20 protein-coding genes and 9 pseudogenes are annotated in these 26,505 nt (G+C 68.9%); 13 read left to right on the top strand and 16 right to left on the bottom strand.

Going from position 1 to position 26,505, the window contains the following annotated elements; translation table 11 throughout:
* Window positions 1–128: 128 nt before the first annotated feature.
* The gene (locus tag AB0I54_RS45860) at window positions 129–698 is read right to left on the bottom strand and encodes a maleylpyruvate isomerase N-terminal domain-containing protein (protein WP_363302337.1); all 570 of its coding nucleotides are present in this window, start codon (window positions 696–698) and stop codon (window positions 129–131) included.
* 57 nt (window positions 699–755) lie between these two features.
* Window positions 756–1,877 (bottom strand): IS630 family transposase, encoded by a 1,122-nt coding sequence (locus tag AB0I54_RS45855; protein WP_363302336.1) that lies wholly within the window; start codon window positions 1,875–1,877, stop codon window positions 756–758.
* A gap of 132 nt (window positions 1,878–2,009) precedes the next feature.
* Here AB0I54_RS45855 and AB0I54_RS45850 point away from each other — a divergent pair.
* The 6 genes and pseudogenes from AB0I54_RS45850 to AB0I54_RS45825 all read left to right on the top strand — a co-directional run.
* Window positions 2,010–2,387, top strand: a pseudogene (locus AB0I54_RS45850) (PhzF family phenazine biosynthesis protein); the annotation flags it as partial.
* Window positions 2,388–2,514: 127 nt separating this feature from the next.
* Complete coding sequence (locus AB0I54_RS45845) at window positions 2,515–2,880, top strand: PhzF family phenazine biosynthesis protein (protein WP_363302335.1); 366 nt, start codon at window positions 2,515–2,517, stop codon at window positions 2,878–2,880.
* 11 nt (window positions 2,881–2,891) lie between these two features.
* Window positions 2,892–3,194 (top strand): annotated as a pseudogene (locus tag AB0I54_RS45840) (hypothetical protein); the annotation flags it as partial.
* Window positions 3,107–3,286 (top strand): annotated as a pseudogene (locus AB0I54_RS45835) (hypothetical protein); the annotation flags it as partial. The pseudogenes AB0I54_RS45840 and AB0I54_RS45835, both read left to right, overlap by 88 nt.
* A 65-nt stretch (window positions 3,287–3,351) precedes the next feature.
* Window positions 3,352–3,861, top strand: coding sequence for a hypothetical protein (locus tag AB0I54_RS45830; RefSeq protein ID WP_363302334.1), 510 nt, complete (start codon window positions 3,352–3,354; stop codon window positions 3,859–3,861).
* Entirely contained in the window at window positions 3,858–4,505 is a 648-nt protein-coding gene (locus AB0I54_RS45825; protein WP_363302333.1) for a GNAT family N-acetyltransferase, read from the top strand. Before AB0I54_RS45830 ends, AB0I54_RS45825 begins: the two co-directional genes overlap by 4 nt.
* Before the next feature lie 164 nt (window positions 4,506–4,669).
* Here AB0I54_RS45825 and AB0I54_RS45820 read toward each other — a convergent pair whose 3' ends face one another.
* On the bottom strand, window positions 4,670–5,098 hold the full coding sequence (locus AB0I54_RS45820) for a DUF3052 domain-containing protein (RefSeq protein WP_363302332.1): 429 nt from the start codon (window positions 5,096–5,098) through the stop codon (window positions 4,670–4,672).
* Entirely contained in the window at window positions 5,095–5,445 is a 351-nt protein-coding gene (locus AB0I54_RS45815) for a VOC family protein (RefSeq protein WP_363302331.1), read from the bottom strand. Before AB0I54_RS45815 ends, AB0I54_RS45820 begins: the two co-directional genes overlap by 4 nt.
* Before the next feature lie 101 nt (window positions 5,446–5,546).
* Between AB0I54_RS45815 and AB0I54_RS45810 the strand changes: the two are divergent.
* Window positions 5,547–5,666: pseudogene (locus AB0I54_RS45810) on the top strand (IS5/IS1182 family transposase); the annotation flags it as partial.
* Window positions 5,667–5,914: 248 nt separating this feature from the next.
* Here AB0I54_RS45810 and AB0I54_RS45805 read toward each other — a convergent pair.
* Entirely contained in the window at window positions 5,915–6,517 is a 603-nt protein-coding gene (locus AB0I54_RS45805) for a TetR/AcrR family transcriptional regulator (protein WP_363302330.1), read from the bottom strand.
* Window positions 6,518–6,657: 140 nt separating this feature from the next.
* On the opposite strand from AB0I54_RS45805, the gene AB0I54_RS45800 reads away from it, so the two are divergent.
* Window positions 6,658–7,536, top strand: a complete 879-nt coding sequence (locus tag AB0I54_RS45800; RefSeq protein WP_363302329.1) for an MBL fold metallo-hydrolase — start codon at window positions 6,658–6,660, stop codon at window positions 7,534–7,536.
* 493 nt (window positions 7,537–8,029) lie between these two features.
* On the opposite strand, the pseudogene AB0I54_RS45795 reads toward AB0I54_RS45800, so the two are convergent.
* Window positions 8,030–8,149 (bottom strand): annotated as a pseudogene (locus AB0I54_RS45795) (IS481 family transposase); the annotation flags it as partial.
* An 84-nt stretch (window positions 8,150–8,233) separates the two neighbouring features.
* On the opposite strand from AB0I54_RS45795, the pseudogene AB0I54_RS45790 reads away from it, so the two are divergent.
* Window positions 8,234–9,406: pseudogene (locus tag AB0I54_RS45790) on the top strand (OB-fold nucleic acid binding domain-containing protein); the annotation flags it as partial.
* A 376-nt stretch (window positions 9,407–9,782) separates the two neighbouring features.
* Here the strand turns inward: AB0I54_RS45790 and AB0I54_RS45785 are convergent.
* Window positions 9,783–10,700: an NADP-dependent oxidoreductase gene (locus AB0I54_RS45785; protein ID WP_363302328.1), complete on the bottom strand. Its 918-nt coding sequence runs from the start codon at window positions 10,698–10,700 to the stop codon at window positions 9,783–9,785.
* A 69-nt stretch (window positions 10,701–10,769) separates the two neighbouring features.
* Complete coding sequence (locus tag AB0I54_RS45780; RefSeq protein ID WP_363302327.1) at window positions 10,770–11,846, bottom strand: pyridoxal-phosphate dependent enzyme; 1,077 nt, start codon at window positions 11,844–11,846, stop codon at window positions 10,770–10,772.
* Window positions 11,847–11,921: 75 nt separating this feature from the next.
* Here AB0I54_RS45780 and AB0I54_RS45775 point away from each other — a divergent pair, with 75 nt between their 5' ends.
* Together AB0I54_RS45775 and AB0I54_RS45770 are read left to right on the top strand one after the other, a co-directional pair.
* Window positions 11,922–12,824 carry a LysR substrate-binding domain-containing protein gene (locus tag AB0I54_RS45775; RefSeq protein ID WP_363302326.1) on the top strand — a complete coding sequence of 301 codons (903 nt, stop codon included), beginning with the start codon at window positions 11,922–11,924 and terminating at the stop codon, window positions 12,822–12,824.
* Between the two features lie 207 nt (window positions 12,825–13,031).
* Window positions 13,032–13,906, top strand: a protein-coding gene (locus tag AB0I54_RS45770) for an IS5 family transposase (RefSeq protein WP_363302325.1) whose coding sequence is annotated in 2 segments (ribosomal slippage) — window positions 13,032–13,584 and window positions 13,584–13,906 — 876 coding nt in all. Because the reading frame shifts where the segments join, the coding sequence is not laid out codon by codon here.
* Between the two features lie 213 nt (window positions 13,907–14,119).
* On the opposite strand, the gene AB0I54_RS45765 is transcribed toward AB0I54_RS45770, so the two are convergent.
* The 3 genes and pseudogenes from AB0I54_RS45765 to AB0I54_RS45755 form a co-directional block, all read right to left on the bottom strand.
* The gene (locus AB0I54_RS45765; RefSeq protein WP_363302324.1) at window positions 14,120–14,617 is read right to left on the bottom strand and encodes a hypothetical protein; all 498 of its coding nucleotides are present in this window, start codon (window positions 14,615–14,617) and stop codon (window positions 14,120–14,122) included.
* A gap of 640 nt (window positions 14,618–15,257) precedes the next feature.
* Window positions 15,258–15,654, bottom strand: a pseudogene (locus AB0I54_RS45760) (Sir2 family NAD-dependent protein deacetylase); the annotation flags it as partial.
* Window positions 15,654–16,559 (bottom strand): hypothetical protein, encoded by a 906-nt coding sequence (locus AB0I54_RS45755; RefSeq protein WP_363302323.1) that lies wholly within the window; start codon window positions 16,557–16,559, stop codon window positions 15,654–15,656. The pseudogene AB0I54_RS45760 and the gene AB0I54_RS45755, both read right to left, overlap by 1 nt.
* 818 nt (window positions 16,560–17,377) lie before the next feature.
* Here AB0I54_RS45755 and AB0I54_RS45750 point away from each other — a divergent pair.
* Window positions 17,378–17,794 carry a hypothetical protein gene (locus tag AB0I54_RS45750; RefSeq protein ID WP_363302322.1) on the top strand — a complete coding sequence of 139 codons (417 nt, stop codon included), beginning with the start codon at window positions 17,378–17,380 and terminating at the stop codon, window positions 17,792–17,794.
* 21 nt (window positions 17,795–17,815) lie between these two features.
* Here AB0I54_RS45750 and AB0I54_RS45745 read toward each other — a convergent pair.
* The 5 genes and pseudogenes from AB0I54_RS45745 to AB0I54_RS45725 all read right to left on the bottom strand — a co-directional run.
* Window positions 17,816–18,184, bottom strand: a pseudogene (locus AB0I54_RS45745) (4'-phosphopantetheinyl transferase superfamily protein); the annotation flags it as partial.
* A gap of 14 nt (window positions 18,185–18,198) precedes the next feature.
* A complete protein-coding gene (locus AB0I54_RS45740; protein WP_363302321.1) occupies window positions 18,199–19,800 on the bottom strand; it encodes an IS4 family transposase in 1,602 nt (533 codons plus the stop codon).
* Window positions 19,801–19,925: 125 nt separating this feature from the next.
* Window positions 19,926–20,246 (bottom strand): annotated as a pseudogene (locus AB0I54_RS45735) (4'-phosphopantetheinyl transferase); the annotation flags it as partial.
* Window positions 20,247–20,327: 81 nt separating this feature from the next.
* A complete protein-coding gene (locus tag AB0I54_RS45730; protein WP_363302320.1) occupies window positions 20,328–21,155 on the bottom strand; it encodes a cytochrome P450 in 828 nt (275 codons plus the stop codon).
* A complete protein-coding gene (locus tag AB0I54_RS45725; protein ID WP_363302319.1) occupies window positions 21,152–21,427 on the bottom strand; it encodes a hypothetical protein in 276 nt (91 codons plus the stop codon). Before AB0I54_RS45725 ends, AB0I54_RS45730 begins: the two co-directional genes overlap by 4 nt.
* Before the next feature lie 411 nt (window positions 21,428–21,838).
* Between AB0I54_RS45725 and AB0I54_RS45720 the strand changes: the two genes are divergently transcribed.
* On the top strand, window positions 21,839–26,505 hold a 4,667-nt coding region (locus AB0I54_RS45720), incomplete at its 3' end, for a beta-ketoacyl synthase N-terminal-like domain-containing protein (protein ID WP_363302318.1).

The following is a 26,505-nucleotide window of genomic DNA, read 5'->3' as shown; positions in this document are numbered from 1 at the left end:
GACCCCAAGCCGTTCATCTGGACCAAGACCGCCGAAGAGATCCTCGACTCCCTCGCCCGCTTCTGCCGACGGATCTCTGGCGCAGGACACTAGTGCTGTGACCGGGAAGGTTCGCGGTGTCAGCTCGATCAGTCCGATCGTGCTGCTTCCCACCTCCATGAGGTTTGGCGAGGGAGACCGTCGAGTTCCCCACGGCCGGTGCACCAGAGAAGTACCTGCGTGGGGTCTCCGGGCGGAGCGTCGGGGAAGAGCCGGTTGAGTACGGCTGCGCTCAGCGGTGCTGGTGGTAGCCAGTCCACGGCCAGTCCCTGCGTGATGTCATGGGTGTGCAGCAAGGTTTCGGCGATGCCCATCGCGGCGAATCCCTCCGGGTCGCACGGACCCCAGTGCCAGGCCCGCAAGGTTGGGCTCGCTGTGGCCAATGCGCTGCTGAGCAGTCTGCCGCAGGCGGTGACGGCTTGGAGTACCTCAGCAGGTGAGGCGGTGGGGCGGACGTTCAGGTCAAAGGGAAGGTAAGCGTCGGCGGGCTGTGCTGCCAGCTGCCCTGCGTAGGCCAGCAGGTCGTGGCCGATGTGCGCTGCTGTCTGCCAGCAGGTCCAGTCGAGCGGCCCCGCTGGCGCCGTCCAGTCCTTGGCGGTGTGTGGGCTGAGCACCCGCAGCATCTCTGCCACGGCGGTGTCGACATCCTGATGGTCCATGCGGAGCTCCTGGCGAGGTTCGTGCTGTGGGACTGAGCCGTGCCGGTTGTTGTCCATTTACGCCGCCAGGGATCTGGCACGTCCGCCCCAGCGGATGCCCTTTTCGTCGCGGATACGGGCGCGTTCCTTGCGCTGGGCGGCGAGGACATCGGGGTGGCGGGCGTTGGCGTTGCGCCAGCGCAGGTAGGCGTGCAAGGCCCGGGTCTGGGCGGGATGGCTGCGGTGGTGGGAGTTGGCCAGGGTGAACTGACGCAGTGGGCCGAAGTGCGCCTCGATCGGGTTGGCCCAGGAGGCGTAGGTCGGGGTGAAGCACAGTTCGACCTTGTTCTTCTTCGCCCAGCAGCGGATGTCTGTTCCGGTGTGGGCAGAGAGGTTGTCCAAGATGATGTAGATCGGGGCGCCGTCGGGTCGGGCGGCGCGGATGGACTTCAGCGCGGCGAGGCTGTTGGCGGTTCCCTTGCGACGGCGGTTGACGCCCCACAGGGTGTCGTCGCCGACGCAGTAGCAGCCGTGGAAGTAGGTGACGCCGTGGGTGCGGCGGTAGGTCGCCGGCAGCCGGTTGGGCTTGCCCTGCTCGGCCCAGCAGGAGCCCGCGGTGGGCCGGATCCCCAGGGGGCCGAACTCGTCGAAGGCGAAGACCCGGTCGGGGAAGTGCTCCAGGACGTGCTCGATGCGGTCGAGTTTGGCATCGCGGTCGGGGTCGGGTGATTCCTTCCATGTCTTGGTGTGCTGGAAGGTGATGCCGCGGCGCAGGAGCAGGCAACGTAAGGCCTCACGGCCGATGCGGATGACGCGGCCGTGGACACGGCGCAAGTAGGCGGCGAGTTTCCGGATCGACCAGCGGGTGAAGGGCTGGCCGAGCTTGGTGGGGCGGGTGGTGGCCGTCTGGATGACAAAGTCCTCGTCGTCATCACTGAGCAGGCGGGGACGGCCTCCCGCCCACCGAGGGTCCAGGCAGGCCAGACCGATCTCGTTGAACCGGTGGATCACCTCCCGCACCGTGTCCTCGTCGGCCTGGACCAGCCGCGCGATCACCGGGACCCGGTTCCCGCCGGCGGACGCCAGCAGCATCATCGCCCGCCGGTAGCGCACCGAACTGGTGCTGCCCCGGCGCACGATCTGCTGCAGCTTCTGCCCTTCCTGATCGGTCAGTCTGCGCACCAGCACAGGCTCGGCCACCACACCTCCCAGCGATCGGAACGGACGTCATCGCCATCCAACCGCTCCAACCGCCGACCCGGCGAACCTTGCCGGTCACAGCACTAGCGTCAAGCCGTAACCAGCCACCACTTCAGCAACCCTGGAAACCACATGCCCCTGCACTACCGCCATGTCGATGTGTTTGCCGGCAAGGCGTTCACCGGCAACACCCTTGCCGTCTTCCCCGACGACCCCGGCCTGTCCACCGGTCAGCTGCTTGCGATCACCCAGGAGCTCCGGCACTTCGAGACGATCTTCCTGAGCGGCGCGGACGGGAGCGAGGACGTCACCGCCCGGGTGTTCGACCTCTTCGAGGAACTCGACTTCGCTGGGCACCCGGTCCTCGGCGCAGCCGCCGTCCTGCACGAGCGTGACGGTGACCCCAGCCCGCGGCGCTGGACGTTCCACCTGGTCGACAGGGCCGTCGAGGTGACCACCCGGCGCACCACAACCGGGTACCACGCGGAACTCGACCAGGCAGCGCCGGAGTTCCTCGCGACCGTGCCGAAGGAGGACAGGGCGGAGGTGGCCGCGGCCCTGAACCTGTCCGGCCGGGCACTCGCCCGATCTTCCCCTGCGCGTCGTCTCCACCGGCCTGCGCTATCTCATCGTGCCGGTGGTGGCGGGTCTGGCCGAGGCGAAGATCGTCCGCAGCGACTTCGCGGAGCTGGTCGGGCGGTACGGCGCGCAGTTTGCGTATGTGCTCGACGTCGAGGCCCTGGAAGGCCGCCACTGGAACAACGACGGCGTCCTGGAGGACGTCGCGACCGGCAGTGCGACCGGCTGCGTCGGCGCGCATCTGGCCCACAACCGCATCGTGCCCGTCGAGGAGGAGTTCGCGCTGCGGCAGGGGCGCTTCACCGGCCGTCCGAGCCGGCTCACCGTCCTACCGCAGGGAAGCCCCGACGCGCTGCACAACATCCGGGTCTGCGGCGACGTGACCATGGTGGCCCGGGGAACCCTGGACACCCTGCCTGAGTGAGGACTATCCCCATGCCCAGCTTCCCCGTCTACACGGCCGACCGCATTCGCGCGGCCGTGGACCTCACCGACCTCGTGGAGCCGGTCGCCGAAGCCTTCACCGTGTTCAGCACCACCGAAGGAGCCCGGGCGCCGGTCATGGTGCTTCCCGTCGCCAACGGCGGGGACTCCCACATCAAGGCCGCCCACCTGCCCGGGGGCCGCCACTTCCTCGTCAAGATCGCCAACTGGTTTCCGGGCAACCGGACGCGCGGCCTGCCGGAAGGAGGCGGGTTCGTCGCACTCTTCGACGCCTCAACCGGCGCCGTCACCGCCCTGCTGGAGGACGAGCATCACCTCTCCGACCCCGCACGGCCGCAGCGGGAGCCGTCTGTGCCCGCGCGCTGTCCCGCCCGAACGCCACCCGCGCGACCGTCCTCGGCACCGGCAGGCAGGCCGAACTCCAGGCCCGCGCCCTACCCTCCTGCGTCCGGTGCGGCAGATCCACGTCTGGGGCCGTGATCACCGCCGGGCGGCCGCCCTCGCCGACCGCCTCAGCCAGGACCTGCCGCACGTCGACGTCACCGCGGTCGCCGATCCGGAGCGGGCCGTGCGCCGGTCCGACATCGTCGTCACCGCGACGGCCAGCCCCACCCCCGTCCTGTTCGGCTCCTGGCTCCGCCCCGGCCAGCACATCACGGCCCTCGGCGCCGACGACCCGGCCAAGCGCGAGCTCGACAGCGCCTGCCTGCACCGCGCCACCGGGGTCATCGTCGACAGCCGAGAACTCGCCCTCCACTACGGGGACATCCATGCCGCCCTCGTCCGCGGAGAGGTGACGGAGGACCGCATCGACGGCGAGATCGGCGACGTCCTGGCCGGCCGGGTTCCCGGAAGGCGCACACCGGAGGACATCACGGTCGCCAAGCTCATCGGCATCGGTCCCCAGGACCTCGCCGCGGCCGAGACTGCCCTCGCCCTTCTGGAACGGACCAGCAGATGACCTCCACGCAGCGCCCCGTTCGCATGCGCGTCGCCGCGTCCGCAGACATCGACGCCGTCGTCCGCACGCTGACCACTGCCTTCTTTCACGACCCGCTGTGGGGCCCAGCCTTTCCTGACGTCGAACGGCGCGCGGTCCAGGACGCTGCCGTGTGGCGGCTGTACGCGACGTCGGCGCTGCGCCATCACTGGCTGCTCGTCAGCGAGAACGCGGAGGCCGCAGCCGTATGGATCCCGCCGGGCAGAGAGGAACTGGTCCCCGAAGAAGCATGCAATCTCGCAAACCTGCTGCGGCAGGCCGCCGGCCCGGAAGTGGCCGAGGCCATCTTGACGATGAGCGACCAATTCGCGGCCGTGCGACCAAGGCAGCCGCATTTCTATCTCACGCTCCTCGGCGTTCACGACCATCACCGGGGCAAGGGACTCGGCATGGCTCTGCTGGCAGAGAGCCTCGCCCGCATCGACGTTCTTGGTGCCCCCGCCTACTTGGAGTCGTCCAATCCGGCGAATCTCCAGCGGTACGAGAGCGTCGGCTTCACTGCTCTGCACCAGATCGCCATCGCCACCGGCCACGTCGTCACCACCATGTGGCGCCCAGCCGCCGGCCCCGGCCCCGGCTCAGGGACTGGTGGGCTCGCACGCTGAAAGCTGTTTTGCGAGCGGTTGTGAGAACGAAGATGAGGGGCAAACCGGACACGGTCCGGTGGGGATCCGCGGTCTCTCAGAACTACTCATTTCTGCGAGCATGGCCGACGCAGCCCGGGGCCCCTTGTGCGTGCGGACCCCGGGCGGGCCGCGGCGGCCCATGCTCAGGATGGCCGCCTGTTCTCTTTGCGGCGGACGAATTTCAGCCCCGACCAGTCCTGGCCCAACGCCGCCACCTTGACATCGACGACGCCGAGGGGCAGGAAGAGGTCCCGCAGAGCGTTCTCGGTGATGTCGCTGTCGTGGCCAGCCGCACGTCGGGGCCAGGCGATCCACAGCATCGATTGGTCAGCGAGGTCCTGGGCCAGAGCGGGGGCCTCGGCTTCGGCGTCGGCGAACGAGCGATAGAAGGCAATGCTGACATCGGCTCCCTTCGGGCCGCCTACGGCGACCGTGACGCCGTCGGGCAGCCCGGGGATGTTCCAGCGGGGCGGCCCATGGTGGAGGCGGACCTCGTGTCCCGGTTTGATGCCGATCTTCTTGGCGAGCGGGGTGCCGGACGATCCCCCGCCCGCCGCGTCAGCGGCGCTCATGCCTGGATGAGGGTCAAGATGTTGCCGGCGGGGTCCTGGACCTGGGCCTTGGTCACCCAGCCGTTGTCGGTGGGCGGCATGGTGACGGTGGCACCCAGGTCGCCTGCCCGGATGAGCACCTGCTTGAGGTCGGGAACCACGACGCCGAGAGTGATACTCGACCGCTCCGCGTCGACGATCGCTCCGCCCAGCCATCCGGGGGTTTGTACCAGCGCATAGCCCGGGCCCTTCGGCTCGACCTGCCAGTGCAGTGGCTCGCCGTAGAAGCGGTGCAGGTCTTCCTCATGGGATCCGCTGATCTCGAAGTGCACCAGCCCGTTGGCCGGGCGGTCGCTCTGTTCACTCATTTCAAAGTCCTTGCTCATGGGGTTGTGTCGATGTGGCTGACCGAAGTGACAGCCGGGAAGGTCTCCTCGATCAGCTCGAGGAGCCAGCGCAGCCTTTCGGGCACGGCTTCGCCGATCTCAAGAACTGGCGCGTCCTCGGCAAGGTCCGCACTGACCCGAAGTGGGCGACCGCCCTGGTCAGGGCCCTGCTGGTCCTCACGAACCGCGAAGTCACCCGATGACCGACAATCTTCACCGAAGTCACCCGCCAGTGACCGCACGAGCATCCCGATGCCCACACACCAGCCTTGTGACCAGCAACTCCGGCTTGTACACCTCTCATCGGTGGATGAAGACGTAGTCAGCCAGCCGGGCTTGGACACCCTTTGTGCCTGGCCTGGACCGCCTCGATGGGGAGCGGGGGTTGCGTGGAGGCGGGGGAGAGGGCGGGGGCTGTTTGCCGCGGTGCGGCTGCAGTCCGGCTCCTGGGTCATGGTGCGCCGGCGGCGCGGTTCATGGCACGGCGGGCACGCTGGGGCGCGGCGGTGTCGCCCTGGAGCTGGATGGCCTGGTTGGTGGCCAGGGCGATGCCGTTGAGTTCGAAAGCGAGCTGGGCCGGATCGGTGTCGGACGGCAGGTCCCCGGCCTCTACCGCGGCGGCGGCGAGCCGCTCAAGATGGGCGAGCCAGTCATCGGCGGCCCGCGCCACGGCGTCGCGCACCGGGCCGGGGCGGTTGTCGAACTCCATCGCCGCTGCCGCCAGAAAGCAACCGCCCCCAGCGATTCCCCCTTGCTCCAGGTAGTCGATCCAGGCTGCGCACAGGCGGCGCAGTCGTTCGATGCCCGTCCCCGTCCCGGCCGCCCTGGCCGGAACCAGCTCTTGGAACTGCTCGACGGCGAGCCCGAAGGTCGCCAGTTGCAGTGCTTCTTTGGATCCGAAGTGCCCGTACACGCCGGCCTTGCTCATGCCCAGGTCGTCGGCGAGGCGCCCGATGGTGACCCCCTCAAGGCCGTCGCGCGCGGCAATCGCCACGGCGCAGTGGAGGATCCGCTCTCGGGTGTCGCTGGCATCTGCGGCGGAGCGTCGAGGCATCCCCGGAGTTTAGCAAACGACCGTACGCTAGTGACATACGAACGATCGTAAGCTAATTTCGCAGGCATACGGCCACGGGCAGCTGCCATCAGCAACTGGTCACAGGACACCTGTCAACAGGAGGAGCGGGAGACGACGACATGCAGATAAGACGGCTGGGCTGGGCAGGAATCGAGATCGAGGCGGCAGGAGGACGCGCCGTCATCGACGCCGTGACCGCGATGCCCCAACTGGCCCAACTCATCGGCCCGCCGCGCACTACGCTCCTGCCGCCGACGGGACCGGTCGACCTGGCACTCGTGACCCACCTGCACGAGGACCACACCGACGCGGCGGCCCTCGCCGCAGCACTCGACCCCGACGGGACCCTGCTGCGTCCCGCCGCCGCACGGGGCGCCGCACACGAGACCCTGGACACCGCCGTCGCCGAGGCCGGTCTGGCTGAGCACAAGGTGCCTGCACGCATCGTGGAGCCCTGGCAGAGCGTCAGCGCGGGGCCCTTCACCGCGACCGCCGTCCCCGCTGTCGATGGGCTCGGGGCGCCGCAGCTGTCCTGGGTCGTCGAGGCGGACGGCCGCCGGATCCTGCACTGCGGCGACACGCTCTTCCACGGGTACTGGTGGCAGATCGCCCACCGCCTCGGCCCGTTCGACGCGGTCTTCCTGCCGGTCAACGGTGCCGTGTGCGCCTTCCCGCACCTGCACCCCGCGAGCCCGTACCCCGTCGATCTCGACCCCGGGCAGGCGGCCGCGGCCGCCCACCTGTTGGGTGCCCGGCTGGCGGTGCCGATCCACTACGACACCCTGCACGGAGTCGGCGTGTACGAGCAGGTCGACGCCCCGTCAGGGGCCTTCACCGCCGCGTGCGACAAGCTCGGCATACCCAGCCGGGAACTCGACCCCGGCGACACCCTCGACCTGCCCCCGCGCGCAGGCGAAGTGGAAGCAGAGACACGGAACGACCGGACTGCGAGGGAGGGAGCGGTGGCTCGCGGAGTTGGCCGACCAGGGCCGGCGTGACGCCGCCAAGAATCGCCACGGATTCCGCTCCGTAGCGGGTGCCCGCACCTGGATGACCGGGGAGCGTCACCAGCTGCTTCCCGGCGTTCTTCGGCTGCTATCCAGGTGTCGAGCTGGGCGAGGGGCGGCGGAGTTCAAGGTAACCGCGGACACGGTGAGGAAGTGGCGCTCGCGGAATTCCACGCCGAACAGAGCACAGGGGTCAAGCTCGTTGCCGGTGCTCAGGGTGTGATCGTCTCAGACGTCGACCCGCGCTTCGACCAGGCACTGCCGGCGATGATGCGGCAGGGTCAAAGACGGCCAAGCCGACGTGGTTCCGCTGTCTGCGCTCAGTCGGCTCTCCCGCAACAGCGTCAAGCAACTGCGCGTGCTCGAGTACCTCCTGGCGCAAAAGCAACTGTGCAGCTGAAGGACGCCTATGACAGGGGGGCCCGGGCTTTCTGTCGTGGGCGTTCGTAGGGGGTCTGGCCGGCGAGGGCGCCGTGGGGGCAATGCGGTGGGGTCGCTCGACCTTGCCGTTAAGCCGCGGGGTTCGGGGCTTGATGCGAACGTGCCCGATGCCCTTGTCGAGCACGCGCCAGTGGAAGGCCTGGCCGAACTCCTGGCCGTTGTCGGCGTTCTTTGGCTCCGCCCACTTCAGCGGTGCACAGTTCTCGTACGCGGCATTATTCCGCAATGCGCAATTGGCCTCGCCGGCGTGTGGGAAACCATCGAGGCCTTCGGCGTATACGGGTTCTGCAGAGCCCACGCCGCGTCGGCTTCGCCGTCCCTGCCCTCCGATCCGCGTGGCTCAAGGCCCACTTCCCGGCCGCCCTCTACGCAGGACTGCTGGAACACGACCCATGCATGTGGCCCAAGCGGATCATCGTCGCCGAGGCCCGCCGCCAAGGCGTACCCGTCCTCGGCGTCGACATCAACCATCCCGCCCCCACCACAGCATCGAGCAGACCGAAGACGGCTCATGCGGAGTGCGCCTGGCCCTGAGCGCCGTGAAGACATCAGCGAAACGGACGTCGCCCGGATCGCCGACCACCAGCCCTACACCTCCCTGCAGGACCTGTGGCACCCGCGCCCGCCCGGCCGACCGTCGAACGCCTCGTACAGATCGGCGCCCTCGACACCTTCGCCGGCACCCAGACCCGCCGCGACCTGCTCCTCCAGGTCACCGAACTGCACAGGCACGCCCGCGCCCGCAGCACGTCGGGTCAACTGCCCCTCGACCACGGCCAGGACCACGTGCCCGCCCCTTCCGGGCTGCCGGAGATGACCAGCCGCCAAGCCCTCGGCGCCGACCTGGAACACCTCCAGATCGACGTCACCCGGCACCTGATGGACCACCACCATCAAGCTGCTGCGTGAACTCGGCGCCGTCCCTGCCGCCCGACTCTTCCAGCTGTACCCGGGCCAACAGGTCCTCGTCGCCGGGGTCTGCGCCTCCACCCAGACCCCGCCCATGGCGAGCGGCGAGCGCATGATCTTCGTTACTCTGGAGGACGGCACCGGCATGACCGACCTCGCGTTCTTTGAGGACAGCCACGACGCCTGCGCCCACACCATCTTCCACTCCGGGCTGCTCCTGGTCCGCGGCCAGGTCCAGCGCCGCGGCCGCCGCAACACTCTCACCGGGCAGCGAGTCTGGGACCTCGACGAGCTCCGCGCCGCCCGCCGCGACCACGGCCCCGAAGCCGTCACCCGTCTCCTCGGCGACGCCCTCCCGCCCGCCACGAGCTCGGCCCGCCCGGGGCCGCGCCGAACCCTGCCCATGGAGACCGGCGCCGCCCTGCACCTGTGGGCCGATCTGCAGCCCGCCAGCACCCGCTCCGCCGACCTCACCAGACTCGGCCACACCAGCCCTGGTTCTCCAGGCTGATACATGTCTCACGAGACACCCCAACGCCCACCAGCGCGAGTGGGCGTACGAGGTTCGGTACTACGTCCATAAGGCGCCCGACCCACCGTTCACGCGCTTGGACGCATCCTCATAGGTCAGGCCTGCTCCGGCCTTGCGGCCGCGCAGGAACTCGGCGAGCTCCGCGCGCGCCGGAACGGTACGGTCTACCGGCTTCTCGTGACGCCCAGATCGCTGCGGCTGCGCGCCGTGCCAGCGCCAGCAGCTGGTCGACCAGCTCGGTGCCGAAGACACGCACGGCAAAACGGCACATCGCAGGCGGCGCCGGGCGGGCGGCGAGTCCGTCGAGCCGCTTCATCTCGTGCATCGTGAGGATGACCCGCCTGCCGTCCACTCCCTACGGGCGTACCCGGATGACGGTCTTCCCGCTACGTCGCGTGGTCGGGTTGAGGGCACCGATGGCATCATCGAGGCTCGCGACGTCACCGATGTTTGTCCGCAGCCGTCCGTCCCGCACCCGCTGCACGATCTCACCCAGTTCGGCACGATCGGCCTCGACAACGAAGTCCACCGCCAGGCCGTCAGCAGGCCGCGCCTCGACCGGGCCGACGACTGACACCAGCGTTCCTCCGGCCTTGATCAGGGCAGCGGACTGCTGCTGAACGTCGCCGCCGATGACATCGAAGACCAGATCGACGCCGCCGATGTCTTTCAGCGCGTCGTTCTCGAGGTCGACGAACTCGTGCGCGCCGAAGTCGAGTGCCTTCTCACGGTCGGCGGCGCGTCCGGTGCCGATGACGTACGCGCCGGCCTCACGTGCGAGCTGGGTCACCATCGTCCCGACTGCCCCGGCTGCGCCATGGGCGAGGACGGTCTGGCCCGCCTGAAGGCGGCCGTGCTGGAACAGCCCCTGCCACGCCGTCAGACCCGAGATCGGCAGGGACGCGCCGACGGTGAAGTCGACGTCGCCGGGCAGCGGTGCGAGGTTGCGTGCTTCGATCGCCACGTACTCCGCAAGGGTGCCGTCACGGTGCCAGTCGGCGAGGCCGAACACCCGCTGCCCGACCGACAGCCCCGTCGTGCCGTAGCCGAGGGCCGTGACGACTCCGGCCAGCTCGTGGCCGGGGATCGACGGCGTCTTGTCATGGTCGGTGCGATCGGTCCAGGTCGATGGCCATTCCATCTCGGTCGGTACGAAGCCCGATGCATGAATCTGAACGATGACGTCGTTGATCGCCGCGACTGGCTCAGGCCGCTCCGTCAGTGTCATTCCGGCCGTTCCCGCGGCCTGGTCGGTCACCACAATGGCCTTCATCGAAATCGTCCCCTTCCTCGTATGTGTTGTGGGTTTAGCTTCCGAGTGGGTGTTTAGCAGGCTACGGACTCAGTCGGCGATGGGGCCGACGACTTGGGGGATTTCGAACAGGTTGCCGGTGTCTCCGGTGTGCAGGAACGCGACGTTGCTGTCGACGGGGATCCGTCCGCTGCGGGCGTGGTCGAGCATTCCTACGAGTCCCTTGCCGGTGTAGACGGGGCCGACGAAGACACCCTCTGCTCGGGCCAGCTCGCGGATGGCTGCTGTGCTTTCGGCAGACGCGACGGCGTACTCCTCGCCGATGAAGCGCTGGTCGATGTCGATCTCGGCGCGGATCGTCGCGTCGTCGGGTACGGGCGCGCCCAAGGTGGCCAGCACCGCCTTGGTCCGTTCGACAATGACGCCGGGGTTCATCCGATCTTCGTCGTTGACCTTCTGGATGGAGATCGACCGGAGCTTCATCGGGTGTCCCAGACTCAGCTTGGCTGCCAGCATCCCCGGCAGCGCGGTCCCGGTGCCGATCGTGTGGTACGTGTAGTCGAGTTCGACGCCTGCGGCATCGGACTGTTCGAGCATCTCCCGGAACGTCAGGGCGTGCGCGATGAAGCCGTCGGGGTGCGCACCACCGGTTCCGACAACGAGGACCTTGTGCCCCTGCGCTTCAAGTTCGGCCTTGCGCACCGCGATGGCGTCGGTGATCCGCGCGGCCTCGTTCGGAGCACGCCATTCGTTGCCGCTGACGTTGAGGACGTGGGTTTCGACACCCATCGTCTTGTTGAGCAGATAGTTGCCGCGGAACTCGCCGAGCTCGCCATGCCGGGGCACGTTGCGCGTCAGAACCAGGATCGGCGTGATCCCTGCGTTCAGGCAGGCCGCGGCGAACTGCAGACCCGAGTTGGTCAGATACGCGCCCTGGGTGATGACGTGCGTCACTCCGTTCTCGAGGGCCCGCCCCAGGATGAACTCGGCCAGGCGCATCTTGCTCCCGCTGATCGCACTGGGTCCTGCCAGGTCCTCGCGCTTCATGAAGAGGTTGATCCCGTACGCCGCCGACAGGTTGGGCAAGGCGTGGAACGGAGTGGGGTAGAACCCGACGCGATGTCGGGGGAGTTTGTTGATAGCGGTGTCGAATTGCGTGATGTCCATGCGTCTAGCGTCAGCCACGCCCAGGATTAGCGCAAACAATGATATCTTCTTGGTCGATAAGCTACCCTTAATTCCATGTCTTGGTTGTTCGATCCGCGGCATCTGGTGACCCTTGCGGCTGTCGTGCGGCTCGGTTCGTTTGCCGCTGCCGCGGAGGAGCTGGGCTACACCCAGTCCGCGGTTTCGCAGCAGGTTGCGGAACTGGAACGACGGGTCGGTGCGCGAGTCGTGGTCCGGCGGCCCGTCCGTGCGACCGAGGCCGGGCAGGTCCTTCTCGACACCGAGGCCGCGATCAGCGTGTCGATGAGTCGCGCTGCCACCGAGCTCGCGGCGCTCGCGGACGGAACCGGCGGCGAGGTGCGGCTCGGCGCATTCATCTCGGCGGCAGCCTCCATCGTCCCTCCCGCGCTCGCACGCCTGCGTGCGACCCATCCGGCAGTTCACATCACACTCCGTGAACTTGAGCAGCGCGAAACGCATGCACTGCTGTTCCGGGGAGAGATCGACCTGGCCATCACCTTCGACTACGAACACGCTCCCGAGCCAGTACCCGCTGGGCTCATGCAAGACCACCTCATGGACGATCCGATCATGATCGTCCTTCCCGTCGGTCATCCCCTGGCCGGAGCTGACAGTGTCACCCCAGCCGACCTGCCGTCGGACGCATGGATCAACACCGCGGTCGACTTCCGCGACTTGGCAGCCTCACCCGTCGACCGCGACCGGGGAAGCGGACATCGTTTGGACTTCGACGGCATGGACTTCCGCACTGCGCTCAATCTCGTCGCGGCGGGTCTCGGCATCGCGCTGCTGCCGCGGTTGTTGCTGTTGGACGCTCCGCCGAGCGTCGTGGTTCTGCCCATGCGGCAGCCCACACTCGTCCGTCGCCTCTACACCTGCCGACTCGATACGAAAGGCGTGACCGCATCGGTCCGGCGGCTGGAGACGTACCTGAGGGAAGCAGTGGCGGAACTCTGAAACACCAGCATTTTCGGGTTCACATGCAACTGTGGACAACACAAGCACGCTGCTCATGCGGACAGTCAGTCCCAAATGGGCACCCGAATAAGACGAATTCGTCCTTCCCCGTGTCGAAGTGCTCCTTGAAACTGACTCCCGCGCGTGCGTCAGGAGTACTAGGACGCGTGTCGAAAGTGGATCTTGGGCGTTGGATGATCGTGGTTCATGGCGCGGGGTGATCTCACGGATGAACAGTGGGCTGTGTTGGAGCCGTTGTTGCCGGAGGGAATGAAGGCGGGGCGTCCGCCCGTCTGGCCGCGGCGGCAGCTGATCGATGGCATACGGTTTCGGCTTCGGACGGGGGTTCCGTGGCGGGACGTACCCGTCGAGTACGGGCTGTGGGGCCGGGTCTACGATCTGCTCCGCCGATGGCAGCGGGACGGCACCTGGCACCGGGTCCTCACCCAGCTCCAGTCCCGGGCCGATGGTAAGGCTGCGATCACGTGGGTCCTGAACGTCGACTCCACAGTGTGCCGCGCGCATCAGCATGCGGCCGGGGCCCGCAAGCAGGGTGACCTGCAGAAGGAACCGCCGGGCGGTGTCTTCACCGAGCCCCGTGACCACGGACTGGGGCGCTCACGCGGCGGGTTCACCACCAAACTGCACCTGGCTGTCGAGCAGGGCCAAAAGCCCATGTCGATCGTGGTGACCGCTGGGCAGCGAGGGGACTCACCGCAGTTCGAGCCCGTGCTGGAGCAGGTCCGTGTGCCTCGTCAGGGCCGGGCCGGCCGCGCATCCGCCCCGATCGAGTACGCGCTGACAAGATGTACGCCTCCCGCAAGAACCGCGCCTACCTTCGCCGCCGCGGGATCCGTTGCACCATCCCCGACAAAGCCGACCAGGCGCGTAACCGCAGGAAGCTCGGCTCCCACGGCGGGCGTCCCCCGCGTTTCGACCCGACCGACTACCGCGAGCGCCACGCGGTCGAGTGCGGGATCAACCGCCTCAAGAGACACCGCGCCGTCGCCACCCGTTATGACAAGTTCGCGGTCCGCTACGAGGCCACTGTCCTCGTCGCGGCCATCAACGAGTGGCTGTGATCAGCACGCTTCGCCAGAGTTCGTAGTCCTGGGCCGCCTCCTCCGAGCGAATGCCGCGCAGCGACCAACAGCATCCTCGTCTGACGGTACGTCTGGGGTCGGCTGGAAGCAGACTAGGTGACGGCGGAGCGGTATAGCGGCAGGTCGAGGCCAAGAGCGTCCGCTGCTGAGCTGAAGGTGTCGACGCAAGACCGTCCTGGGTCCTGCGGCGGTTCAGCGCTCGATGCCCAGGCCGTCCAGGAACTCCTGGAACAGATCCTCCACGAACGGGTCGGACCGCTTCGACAGGACATCGGCGATCGTCTTGGGCAGGGGGGTCAGGCCAGCCGCCCGTGCCCAGGCCACAGCGCGCTCCGCAGCCTCCTCCGGCCCCAGGAACCAATCGTCGGCGGATTGGCCGCCCTCCGCCATGTAGGCGGACATCGCTGTCCGGTCGAGACATGCGCGCCAAGTTGCCTCGTCCCTGGTTCGGCCCTCCAGCACAAGGCAGTCACTGTCCATAACGAATCCGGCAAGGACCGGGCGGCCAGTGACTTCCACAAGCTCGATGAGAGTCTCCTCGTCGAGTGAGGTCTGCCCTTCCAACGACCAGAGCCGCCAGTCATCGGCGCGCTCCTGAAGCAGCTCCATGTGCACCCCGTCGGTGAAGGCTGCCGCCCCGTTCAGCGGGTGCCGATGGCGGGCGACGATGAGAGAACCCCAGTACCCCATGTGATTGCTCCATGTCCGAGAGCCGCTGCCTGGCGGCGCTCGCCGCAGCCACCCAGAGCCGCGTTTGCGCTGGGAGGTGTGATTCTTGCAGAAGTCGCATCCTTGTCGGCCCAGACTCGGTCGTTCGTCAGATCCCCACGCCCCAGGACAAAATCACCGCACAACCAAGATCGATTTTCACAACCGACCCTAGCTGCCCGTACTATGACGGTCGATCATATATGCGGCCGTATGACACCCTACCGTGCGCGGTTTGTCGCCGCGGAAGACGGCGAACACCACGGACACCCTGACCTGTGCCCGGCACGGCGTGCGCTGTCCCGCGGTCGAGCACCGCTCACCGATGAGCCCGAACCAAATCAAATCCCTGGGGGACCGATGAACTCCATCATCCGTAAAGCGGCGAACCTCGCCGTCGTCGGTCACATCCCGCGAGGGCTACATCATCCTCAACACCCGCAACGACGACGTGGCCTACCTGCGCAGCAACGCGGGCACGCTCTGTGTCGGGCCGAACACGACCACCGTTATGAGCCCCGGCCTCACCGTCAACGGCGTGAAGATCTCCGGCAGCGCGACCTGCTGACCCCATGGCGGGCGCGCCCCGAGCGCGCCCGCCCGCTCGTCGACGCCCTGTACCGCAACCGGTGCACACGACACTCCGTACGCTGCCGTGCAGTTCGAGTACCTTGCGCGTCGGCATTCCGGCGAGCTGGTGGAGTCCATGGACGTTCTGGGTGAGGACCCGCACCGGCAACCCGAAGCGCTCCAGTGCGGCCACTGCCCGGTGCGCGGCGTTGGGCTCGGCCCCGAGCGCCTGGGGTGTCCGTCGCATCTGCCAGCCCGATGCCCGATCTCCGGATCGCCCATGTAGTACTCGTACGTCACGAGCTTCCCGGCCTTGGGATCCTTGCGCCACAGGCCGTTGGGACCGCGGTAATCGGGATCCCGGAGTCGGTGAGGATGCCCGCCTTCAAGAAAGCCTTCACCAGCGCGAGCACACTCTTGTCCCCGATCCGAGCCCGCACCCGGTCCATCAAGGCCGAATGCGAGATCTCGTCGAAGCAGGTCTGATGTCGCCCTCCAGCACCCACTCGTAGGTCTTGGATGCCAGGAAGCGGGTCTCGGCCATCGCGTCGTGCGCCCGCCGGTTGGGGCAGAAGCCGTACGAGCACGGAGCGAAGTCCGCCTCGAAGATCGGCTCCAGCACCAGCTTCAAGGACGCCTGGACCACCCGGTCGGCCACGGTCGGAATCCCAAGGCGCCGCCGCTTGCGCGACCCAGGCTTGGGGATCATCCGTTCCCTGACCGGCACCGGACGGAAGCTGCGGGATTTCAACTGCTTCCGCAGCTCGGCGAGGAACTGAGCCTCGCCAATCCGTTCCCGGACGCAGGCGCCGGTCATGCCGTCCACTCCGGCCGAGCGCGGGCCCTTGTTCCCCGCGACCCGCTCCCAGGCCATGGCCAAGAACGCGGGATCGCAGACGAGGTTGTACAGATCGTCGACGCGGTCGGCGACCGCGTCAGGTGTCCGTGCTGGGCGGGTCGCTGCGGTCCCAGGGACCGAGGACGGCCCGCGGCTCGGTCGCCCTCTGTGCGCGTTCGCGTCGTGCGGCCAGCAGCAGATCGAGGATCCGTCGGCTCTTGACCTCCGCCTGTGGCGCAGATCTGCGGGCATCTGGACGGGGAGTACCACCCGCCGCGACCGCAGATCGACCTCCGGCGTTACGGTGCGCACCAGAGTGCGGGCCTGCTCCTGGCCGGCGTACAGGTGCAGCCGCGCCTCGACCCGGTGGTAGACGGGGGTGAGCTGTACGTACTCGTTGCCCCAGGAGAAGTGCTCGACGTCGGGGGAGAGCTGCACCCGGGCGGGAACAGTGCGTCCGGTGGGCACGTCGAGGGTGTTGAGCGGGGCGGTGGGGTCCTTCTCCCGGCGCGTCAAGTGCTCGTGGAAGGGGTACCAGGCTGGCCCGTATCAGACGGATCGGGCGTCCAGGGCGTACGCCCAGTCGCCGAGTTCCAGATTCACGCCGTAGGAGTAGCGCTCGTCCTTCGGGGCGACATGGAGGTCCAGGGACGGGAGGGCGACGGCGTGGCCAGGGCGGCCTGGAGAGGGACGTGCAGCTTGCGGGTGGGCAGGATCAGCCGGTAGCTGTCGGTGTCTGAGCGCTTCAGTTGGCACTGTCCCGCTGCTGCGGTGGGCTAGTGTCCTGGTCTCCGCGCCAGTCCCTTGGAGGAGAGTCATGTCCTTTCCCGAGCTTCCCCAGTCTGCGCCTGGTGAAGTGCTGTTGGTCTGCACGTGCTACGAGGACGGCAAGGCCCTGTGGGGCGGACTGCTCAACGAGATCGGGGGGCGCCGAGAAGGCGGCGTGCTCGTCCTCGGGGGCAGCGGGGTGCGGCTTCACCTGGTCGAAGGCCGCGGATGGGACTATCTGCACGGCGGCAACGTACCGGCGCTTCTCCCGGTCGGCGGCCTCGTGCCGCCGGTCGTCGTCTTGGCGGACATCCCTGTGGTGTATGGCGGGGATGGGCCGTTGCTGGTGGACCTGGCGGTGATACCCGGGCGCGGCGTCCGTGTTCCGTCGGCCCGGCTCGGCGAGATCCTGGCCGCTCTGCTGGGTGGCGCGCTTGAGTTCGACGAGCTGGTGCGCAACATGGACAGGTATGGCATGTACCAGGGGGACGGTGGCCGGCCGGCCTTCCCCGTGCCGACGCCGCCGCGCCGGTCCTTCCCGGCACTGCCCTCCAGTGGCCCTGCTGGTGCGAACCTCTTTCGACGACGGGGACGGCTGGCACGCCCAGCTCGACGAGCTGGGCGGGGCCGACGAGGACGGCTGGGTCGGCGCAGACCTGGACCCGGATGAGATTGACGTGGACCACTACCCGTTGGGGGCACTGGTCGTCGACGACCGGCACTTCGAGGGCCTCCTGCCGGGCCAGGTCCCGGCGCTGGTGCCGCCCGGAGAGCACACGACGCTCGTCGCTCTCGCCGACGCCAGGACCTTTGCCGAGCCCGGTCGACCGTTGACCGTCGTCGACCTGTACGACACCCCGGGGCAGCCCGCCGTGCTGCCATGCCGCATGGTCGGATCGATGGCGTGCAACCTGGAGATCGGCAACATGGACTTCCACGAGTTCGTCGCCGAGGAGGGCATGGAGCCGTGGTGGGAGGGATGATCAGCGGTTGAGCCCTGGGGGTCAGGCGTGCGGCACGCTGACCGCGGTCGTCACCAGTCCCTGCTGGACGGCCCATCGGCCCTCGAAGAGGCCGAGCCGCCGGTCACCCACCGACGGGCCGGGGACGAGCAGCCGGGCGCGGAAGCGGCCGGTGTGCTGCTCGGCGGGGTCGACGGCGACGTTGATGTCGGCCTCGGTGAAGTCCAGCCACTTGCCGGTGAGGGGGTACCAGGCCTTGTAGACGGACTCCTTGGCGCTGAACAGGAGCCGGTCCCAGTGGACGTCCGGATGGTCGAGGGCCAGGCGGCGCAGTCGCTCTGCCTCCGTGGGCAGGGAGACCGCCTCCAGGATGCCGTCCGGGAGCGGCTGGTGGGGTTCGGCGTCGATGCCGCAATGCCGCGAAGTTAAGGGCCCGGAGGCGGTGTCAAGGTGTCGGGCAGGGTGATCTTGTACGTATTCGGCGCGGTGCGAGTTAGCAGGCTGTGGCGGGTCCAGAGGCAGAGTTGAGAAGCGAGGTTCTTGCGGGATTGGGGTGCCGTAAGCCCCATGTGGTCGGCGAGGTCGTGGGCGTGCATGGGTTGGTTGGCGTGCGCGGCAAGGATCTGGCAGAGCCGGTCCCAGGGGCTAGAGACCTTCCGGGCCGGATCCTGTGCGGTCGGGAGAGCGGGTGCCTGGACCGTGATGTCGATGGCAGCGATGGGGGTGCTGCCGCGGGGGCGTTCATCGCGGTTCCAGGTGTGGTAGCGCGAGATTCCGCGCTTCGCGACGCGAGCGGAGGTCCGCGGACGGCGTTTGGGGAGCAAGGCGGGCAGGAGACGGGTGCCGATGTGTCCGACCAGGTCCGCTTGGGCGTCGTGTCCGGGGGTTGCTGTCGGGTGGGCGGTCAGGGCGACGGTGTCGCGGGCGGCCTCCAGGGCGATGATGAAGGCGGCGCGGTCCGGGTCGGTGCCAGGCTGGGTCTCCACGGCGGTGACCATGACGGACCGCAATGCCTGGTAGAGGGTGAGCAGCCCCCATACTTCCTGGGTGAGTCCAGTCGGATCCTTCGAGCGCAGGACGCGGCCTTTGAGGAGTGTGTGACGCAGTGCCAGGTAGGCGCACTCGATCTCCCATCGCTCGTGGTAGAGGCGGACGAGCTGGTCGGCGGGGTCGGTGCGGTGGTCGGTGAGCGTGGTCAGCAGTCGGTAGGTCTCGCCGAAGGCGCTGCCGTCGGAGGTGCGGGTGCGGATCTCGGCTTCGATGACGCGCAGGGTGAGGCCGGCGATGCGCGTGAGGTAGGAGCCGTCGGGCAGTAGCGTCAGGATCGGCGGATGCCGACGACTGGTGCAACGCACCAGGAACTGTGCTCCGCGACGGGCGACTTGTGCGAGCAGGTCATTGGTGTGGAAGGCGCGGTCAGCCAGTAGCAACATGCCAGGGGTCAAGTTCGAGGTCAGTTGCTGTGCGTAATACGTCTCGCCCCTGGCTACGGGGCCGAAGGCTGCCGCGATCAGACCGCGGGTTCCGGTCTCGCACAGTGTCATCAGCATCAGCCTGGGATATCCCGCCTGGCCGAGTCGGCTGGCGGGGCGGCCGAGCCAGGAATTGTTCCGTTCATGGTCGGGGACGATCAGGCTGTTGCACCCGTCAAAGGCGACCGTCCGCCAGCGTCGGTAACTCACCCCAGGAGTGGACGGCTGGGCCAGCGGCCCCGCCAACACCTCGAAGAGCCGCTTGACCGGCGCCGGGCCGATCCGCCGACGCAGGTCGCGAAGCGCCTTCTCGGAAGGCTCGGGGACGCGGGTGGTCAGCCCAGCGACCAGCTTGGTCCACACGAGTCGGGCACCGAGATGCTCGAACAATCCCAAAGCCAGAACGAAGTACACCCCGACCCGGGAGGGAAGACATCGCAGCCGCCGCTCCTGTGCTCCGGTCTCCTCCAGAACCGCGTCAACCAACTCCGGTGGCACGACCTGGGTTAACTCACCGAGATGGCCGGGGGCGAACACATCGCTGGTGTCGCCCATGACAGACTGGACCATAGGGCCTCTGCTTTCGGGAAGATCTTGGTCGATCCCCTGGATAGCAGAGGCCCGCAGCGCTTCACGCTCCTTCTTGACACCGCCTCTGGGCCCTTAACTTCGCGGCATTGGTCGATGCCGAGTGAGGCCCAGTCGGCGGCGCGGACCAGGGAGGCGGCACAGTAGCCGTCGCAGTGGGTCATGCTGCCGGACAACCCGTCCGGTCAGGCGGGTGCGCCGCGCTCGCCGGGCAGGATCGGCTGCGGCGGCACGCCGAGCTTCTCCATGGCGCGGCGGGCGCAGGAGCGTACGACGGCGAACTCGCGGCGACGCTTGGCGACCGCCTGGGCGAGGAGTGCCTCCACCTCGGGATACAGGGCCGTGTTCCCGGGCTCCTGGTCGCCGTACGCTTCGACGGTGACCACGGACTCCGGCAGCAGTTCCTCGATCAACGGGCCCGTCCTCCCTGGGCAGAACTCGGCCCGATGTCCCGGCGGTTGCGGATACCTGCGCCACTCCTCAGTGGCGTCCCCTCACCAGCGCACGGGCAGCTCTGCAACGCCATACGTCACCATCATCTCCCAGGTGCTGATCTCCTCAGTCGGAACGGCCAGTTCGAGCCGGGGGAAGCGGCGCAGCAACGACTTGTAGCCGATGGCGAGTTCCAGGCGGGCCAAGTGGTGGCCCATGCACTGGTGAGGCCCAGTGCCGAAGGCGACGTGCCGGGTCGTGCCGCGACGAATGTCGAAGGTGTCGGGGTCTTCGAAGCCCAGCGGGTCACGGTTGGCCGCGGGCAGCGACACCATGACGACCTCGCCCTCGCGGATGGGCTGCGCTTCGAACACGAAGTCCTCCGCGGCAACACGGATCGGTCCGATCTGCACCACGCTGAGGTAGCGCAGCAGCTCTTCGACGGCGTCGTCGATGAGGGACCAGTCGGCGCGCAGAGCGGCCAGCTGCTCGGGGTGGCGGAGCAGGGCGTAGGTGCCCAGCGCCAGCATGTTGGCGGTGGTCTCCAGCCCGGCGATGAGAAGAACGATCGTGATCCCGAGCAGCTCTTCGTCGTTCAGGTCGGTCTCGACGGTGAGACTGCCGAGGATGTCCAGGCCCGGGTTCTTGCGCGCGGCTGCGATCAGGGTGTGGAGCATTCCCCCGAGGATCGTCATGGACTGTTGCATCTCCTCCCCGCTGCTGGAGAGGCTGAAGAGAATCTCAACGTGATGCCCGAACTGCGCACGGTCCGTCTCCGGCAGCCCGAGTAGTTCCGAGGTGACCAGCGTGGGCAGGGGCTTGGCGTCGGCCTGTACCAGGTCGACGGGCCCACCCTCGTTGACCATCTCGTCCAGCAGGCGCTCCGTCATCTCCTGGATGCGCGGGCGGAGTTCCCGTGCGTGACGGTGGTGAAGTGCTTGCTCAGCAGACGGCGGTACCGGGTGTGCTCGGGCGGGTCCATATTGACGAACATGCCCGCGGGCAGTGCGTCAGTGCTCAGCTCGGAGCCGGGCACCTTCACCGGGGACCGCTTCCCGGCGGGCAAGGAGCTGAAGCGGGAGTCGGTCAGCACGGACTGCGCGGTCCGCAGGCCGGTGACCAGGTGGCCGATGTGCCCATCGGGATACCGCAGCGGGGTCATCGGGCATTCCGCGCGCTTGCGTGAAGGGGGCAGGCGGGTCGAAGGGGCAACCTGTGGGGCGTGCCGTAGGAAAAGGCCGCGCCGCGTGATTCCCGGCTGCTTGCGAATGCACCATGAAAGACCTGGAACCTCATCATCGAAAGGGAATTGGGGGCGGCTCTATAGGCTGCAGTTCTCCCACAACTGTCCCTAGGGTTCTCCTTAGACATGTCCCCGGCTGTCAATGCTCGTGCACGTCGACCATTTGGGGATTCCCCTAAATCCGATCCGCTGTGGCGGTGGAGCTCGGCTGCGGGACCGAAACTGGCCTCACGCCGCAACTTTTTGCCGCGCGGTCGGGCCTGTCACCTGTGCCGTGGCCGCCACGTTGCGGTGCCCTTTCATTCTCTGTGTGGGTGGGTGGAGCGCAATATGGTCGACTCCGAGCTCAATGGAACGGGGAACAGGGCCGGTTCGGCTTCGGCGGACTCGGCCGACGGCATAGCTGTCATCGGCCTGGCGTGCCGATTGCCGGGGGCCGCCGACCCGGCCGCCTTCTGGCGGCTGCTCAGCGAGGGTGCGGACGCGATCGCCGACGTCCCCCCGGACCGCTGGGACGCGGCCGCGGTGAGTGACGCCGATCCGTCCGCACCCGGCGGGACCGACATCCGCCGGGGAGGATTCCTCGACCGCATCGGCCACTTCGACGCCGGGTTCTTCGGGCTCTCCCCGAAGGAGGCCGCCGCCATGGACCCGCAGCAGCGGCTCGTGCTGGAGTTGGCCTGGGAAGCGCTGGAGGACGCGCACGTGCGCGCCGAGACGCTGCGCTCCACCCGCACCGGAGTGTTCGTCGGCGCCATCTGGGACGACTACGCGATCCTGCACCACCGCTCGGGACTCACGGCCATCTCCCCGCATACCGTCACCGGCCTGCACCGCAGCATCATCGCCAATCGGGTCTCGTACTTCCTCGGCCTGAACGGCCCCAGCCTGACCGTGGACTCGGGGCAGTCCTCATCCCTGGTCTCGGTCCATCTGGCCTGCGAGAGCCTCCGCAAGGGCGAATCGACGATCGCCCTCGCGGGCGGCGTGAACCTCAACATCGTCCCCGAAAGCACCCTGGGCGCCGCCAAGTTCGGCGGCCTGTCCCGCGACGGCCGGTGCTTCACCTTCGACGCCCGCGCGAACGGCTACGTGCGCGGCGAGGGAGGCGGCATCGTCGTCCTCAAACCTCTCGCCCGGGCCGTCGCGGACGGCGACCCCGTCTACTGCGTGATCCGCGGCAGTGCGGTCAACAACGACGGCGGCGGCGACGGGCTGACCGTACCCCTGCAGTCCGGGCAGGAACAGGTGCTCCGACTCGCCTACGAACGGGCCGGGATCGACCCCGCCCATGTCGGCTACGTGGAGTTGCACGGCACCGGCACCAAGGTCGGCGACCCCATCGAGGCAGCCGCGCTCGGCGCGGTGCTCGGCACGGGACGCGAGCCCGGCCACCCTCTGCGGGTCGGCTCGGCCAAGACCAACGTCGGCCACCTGGAGGGCGCCGCCGGCATCACCGGCCTGCTGAAGGCGGTCCTGTCGCTCAACCACCGTCAACTGCCCCCCAGCCTCAACTTCGAGACGCCGAATCCGGCGATCCCGCTGGACCGTCTGAACCTGCGCGTGCAGACCGAGCACGGCGAATGGACCGCCGAGGACGGCAGCCCGCTGCTTGCCGGGGTCAGCTCGTTCGGCATGGGCGGCACCAACTGCCACATCGTGCTGGCGGAACACCAGGCGAGGGCGGAAGCGGGCGCGGATGCGGGTACGGGCGCGGATGCGGACTCAGGTACGGGTGCGGTCCCGGCCCCGGCCTTTTGGCCGCTGTCCGCCAAGACCGCATCCGGGCTGCGCGCCCAAGCCGCAGCCCTGCTCGCACACGCCGAGGCACACCCCGGCCTCGCCCTGCCCGACGCCGGCTGGTCGCTGGCCACCAGCCGCACCGCCTTCGAACACCGGGCCGTCGTCGTCGGCGAGGACCGCGACGACATACTGCGCGCCCTGCGCGAGCTGTCCACCGGTGGCATCGACGCCGGACTGACCACGGGCCGCACCGGCCCGCGAGGCGAGCTCGCCTTCCTCTTCTCGGGCCAGGGCAGCCAGCGAGCCGGCATGGGCCGCGAACTGGCCGAGGCCTTCCCGGCGTTCGCCACCGCGCTGGACGAGGTGTGCGCACACCTCGACCCCTTGCTGCCGCGGCCGCTACGCGAGGTCATGTTCGCCCCCGAAGGCACCGAGGAAGCGGCCGAACTCGACCGAACCCTCTACACGCAGACCTCGCTGTTCGCCGTCGAGGTCGCCCTGTTCCGGCTGCTGGAGAGCTGGGGCATCACCCCCGGCGTCCTGATGGGCCACTCCATCGGCGAACTCGCGGCCGCGCACGTGGCAGGCGTCCTCTCGCTCGCCGACGCCTGCGCCCTCGTGGCCGCGCGCGGCCGCCTGATGCAGGCGCTGCCCGGCGGCGGCGCCATGATCGCCGTACAGGCCGCGGAGGACGAGGTCCGCGCCCGCATCGGCGACCGCACGGACCGCGTGAGCATCGCCGCCCTGAACGGCCCGGACTCCGTCGTCGTGTCCGGCGACGAGGACCTCGCCACCGAACTCGCCGACGCCTTCGCCGCCCTGGGCCGCAAGACGAGTCGGCTGCGGGTCAGCCACGCCTTCCACTCCCCGCACATGGAACCCATGCTGGCGGAGTTCCGCGACGTGGCCGAGGGCCTGACCTTCCACGCCCCGCGCATCCCGATCGTGTCCAACGTGACGGGCCGACTGTCCGCGGAGCCCTCGGGGTACGAAGGGTGCGCCGCCGCGTACTGGGTCCGCCACGTGCGCGCCGCGGTCCGCTTCGCCGACGGCGTCGCCCGCTTGGACGAACGGGGCGTCCGCACGTACCTGGAGCTCGGCCCCGGCGGCGTGCTCACGTCCATGGCCCGCGCCGGCGCCGACAGCGAGTCCCTGTTCGTCCCCGCCTTGCGCGCCCGTCGCCTCGAGGCGCAGGCTCTGCTGGCGGCGGTCGCCTCGCTGCATGTCCACGGCGTGGAGCCGGACTGGGACGCGCTGTTCGGCGGCGGGCGGGGCGCACGCCGCAAGGTCGCGCTCCCCACCTACGCGTTCGAACGGCAGCGGTACTGGCTCGACGGCGACACCACGTCGTCCGTCGCCACCTCCAGGCCGTCTGTCGCCACCACCGGCCCGTCCGTCGCCACGACCGGCGGGGCGCCCGCGGCTCCGCAGCCGGACGCCATCGCCGAGAACAACAGTGCGCCCGTCACAGCCCTGGCCCGACGGCTGGCCGGACTGCCCCGGTCCGAACGCGATGAGGCCGTGCTCGACCTGGTCCGCGCACACATCGCCGCAGTCCTGGGCCACGCCGAAGCCCGCCAGGTCGAGACCGAGTGGACGTTCAAGGACCTCGGCTTCGACTCGCTCAGCTCGGTGGAACTGCGCAACCAGCTCGGCGAGGCCACCAGCCTGCGCCTGCCCAGCGGGCTGCTGTACGACCACCCGACCCCTGCCGCGCTCGCCCGCCATCTCGCGGCCCAGTCCCTGGGCGCAGAGGACGCGGCGGCCTCCGGGCCCGCGACGCCGGTCGACCCCGACGAGCCCATCGCCATCGTGGCCATGAGCTGCCGCCTGCCCGGCGGGGTGAGCTCCCCCGAGGACCTGTGGCGGCTGGTCGCATCCGGCGGCGACGCCATCACCGGATTCCCGGCGGACCGCGGCTGGGAGATCGAGGCGCTCTACGACCCGGAGCCCGGCACGCCCGGCAAGTCCTCGACGCGGCAGGGCGGCTTCCTGCACGAAGCGGCCGAGTTCGACGCCGGCTTCTTCGGCATCAGCCCCCGCGAGGCCGCTGCGATCGACCCGCAGCAGCGGCTGGTCCTGGAGACCGTGTGGGAGGCCTTCGAACGGGCCGGTATCGACCCGGCCACGTTGCGCGGGAGCCGGGCGGGCGTGTTCATCGGCGCGACGGCACAGGACTACGGCCCCCGACTGCACGAGCCGGTCGACGGCATCGAGGGCTACCTGCTGACCGGTACGACGACCAGCGTCGCTTCGGGCCGCGTGGCTTACGCGTTCGGCCTCGAAGGCCCCGCGGTCACGGTGGATACGGCCTGTTCGTCGTCCCTGGTCGCCCTGCACCTGGCCGTCCAGTCGCTGCGGAGCGGCGAGTGCACGATGGCCTTGGCCGGCGGCGTCACCGTGATGTCCACGCCCGGCATGTTCGTGGAGTTCAGCCGCCAGCGCGGCCTGTCGACGGATGGCCGGTGCAAGGCGTTCGCGGCCGGCGCGGACGGTACGGGCTGGGCCGAGGGCGTCGGCATGCTCCTGGTGGAGCGGCTGTCCGATGCCCGCCGGAACGGCCACCAGGTGCTGGCCGTCGTGCGGGGCAGCGCGGTCAACCAGGACGGCGCATCGAACGGACTCACGGCGCCCAACGGCCCCTCCCAGCAGCGCGTCATCCGCCAGGCGCTGGCGGCCGCCGGACTCGCACCCGCGGACGTCGACGCGGTGGAGGCGCACGGTACGGGCACACGGCTCGGCGACCCGATCGAGGCGGAAGCCCTTATCGCGGCCTACGGCCAGGGACGGGACGGCGACCGGCCGCTGTGGCTGGGCTCGCTGAAGTCGAACATCGGTCATACGCAGGCCGCGGCGGGCGTGGCCGCCGTGATCAAGATGGTCATGGCGATGCGGCACGGCGTGCTGCCGCAGACCCTGCACGTCGACGAGCCGACCCCGTACGTGGACTGGTCGGCAAGCGGTGTACGACTGCTGACCGAGGCGGTGGAGTGGCTCGCGGGCGACCTGCCGCGCCGGGCGGCGGTGTCCTCCTTCGGTATCAGCGGCACCAACGCGCACGTCATTCTCGAGCAGGCCGCGACGAGTGAAGAGCCCCCGCGCGGGACGGCCGTTGCGGGACCGGTCCCGTGGGTGCTGTCGGGGAAGAGCGATGGGGCGCTGCGGGAGCAGGCGGGTCGGCTGTTGTCCTTCCTGGACGCTGAGAGTGGTGCTGGGGTTCGGCCGGAGGACGTGGCGTTCTCGCTGGCGACGTC

It is taken from the genome of Streptomyces sp. NPDC050625 (assembly GCF_040654755.1).
Lineage (GTDB): Bacteria > Actinomycetota > Actinomycetes > Streptomycetales > Streptomycetaceae > Streptomyces.
This window is presented reverse-complemented; position numbering and strand designations above follow the sequence as displayed.

Coding starts and splice junctions, on each gene's coding strand:
- AB0I54_RS45860 (WP_363302337.1), bottom strand. CDS start 698: ATGGACCATCAGGATGTCGACACCGCCGTGGCAGAGATGCTGCGGGTG.
- AB0I54_RS45825 (WP_363302333.1), top strand. CDS start 3,858: ATGACCTCCACGCAGCGCCCCGTTCGCATGCGCGTCGCCGCGTCCGCA.
- AB0I54_RS45820 (WP_363302332.1), bottom strand. CDS start 5,098: ATGAGCGCCGCTGACGCGGCGGGCGGGGGATCGTCCGGCACCCCGCTC.
- AB0I54_RS45815 (WP_363302331.1), bottom strand. CDS start 5,445: ATGAGTGAACAGAGCGACCGCCCGGCCAACGGGCTGGTGCACTTCGAG.
- AB0I54_RS45805 (WP_363302330.1), bottom strand. CDS start 6,517: ATGCCTCGACGCTCCGCCGCAGATGCCAGCGACACCCGAGAGCGGATC.
- AB0I54_RS45800 (WP_363302329.1), top strand. CDS start 6,658: ATGCAGATAAGACGGCTGGGCTGGGCAGGAATCGAGATCGAGGCGGCA.
- AB0I54_RS45785 (WP_363302328.1), bottom strand. CDS start 10,700: ATGAAGGCCATTGTGGTGACCGACCAGGCCGCGGGAACGGCCGGAATG.
- AB0I54_RS45780 (WP_363302327.1), bottom strand. CDS start 11,846: ATGGACATCACGCAATTCGACACCGCTATCAACAAACTCCCCCGACAT.
- AB0I54_RS45775 (WP_363302326.1), top strand. CDS start 11,922: ATGTCTTGGTTGTTCGATCCGCGGCATCTGGTGACCCTTGCGGCTGTC.
- AB0I54_RS45765 (WP_363302324.1), bottom strand. CDS start 14,617: ATGGGGTACTGGGGTTCTCTCATCGTCGCCCGCCATCGGCACCCGCTG.
- AB0I54_RS45740 (WP_363302321.1), bottom strand. CDS start 19,800: ATGGGCGACACCAGCGATGTGTTCGCCCCCGGCCATCTCGGTGAGTTA.
- AB0I54_RS45730 (WP_363302320.1), bottom strand. CDS start 21,155: ATGACGGAGCGCCTGCTGGACGAGATGGTCAACGAGGGTGGGCCCGTC.
- AB0I54_RS45725 (WP_363302319.1), bottom strand. CDS start 21,427: ATGACCCCGCTGCGGTATCCCGATGGGCACATCGGCCACCTGGTCACC.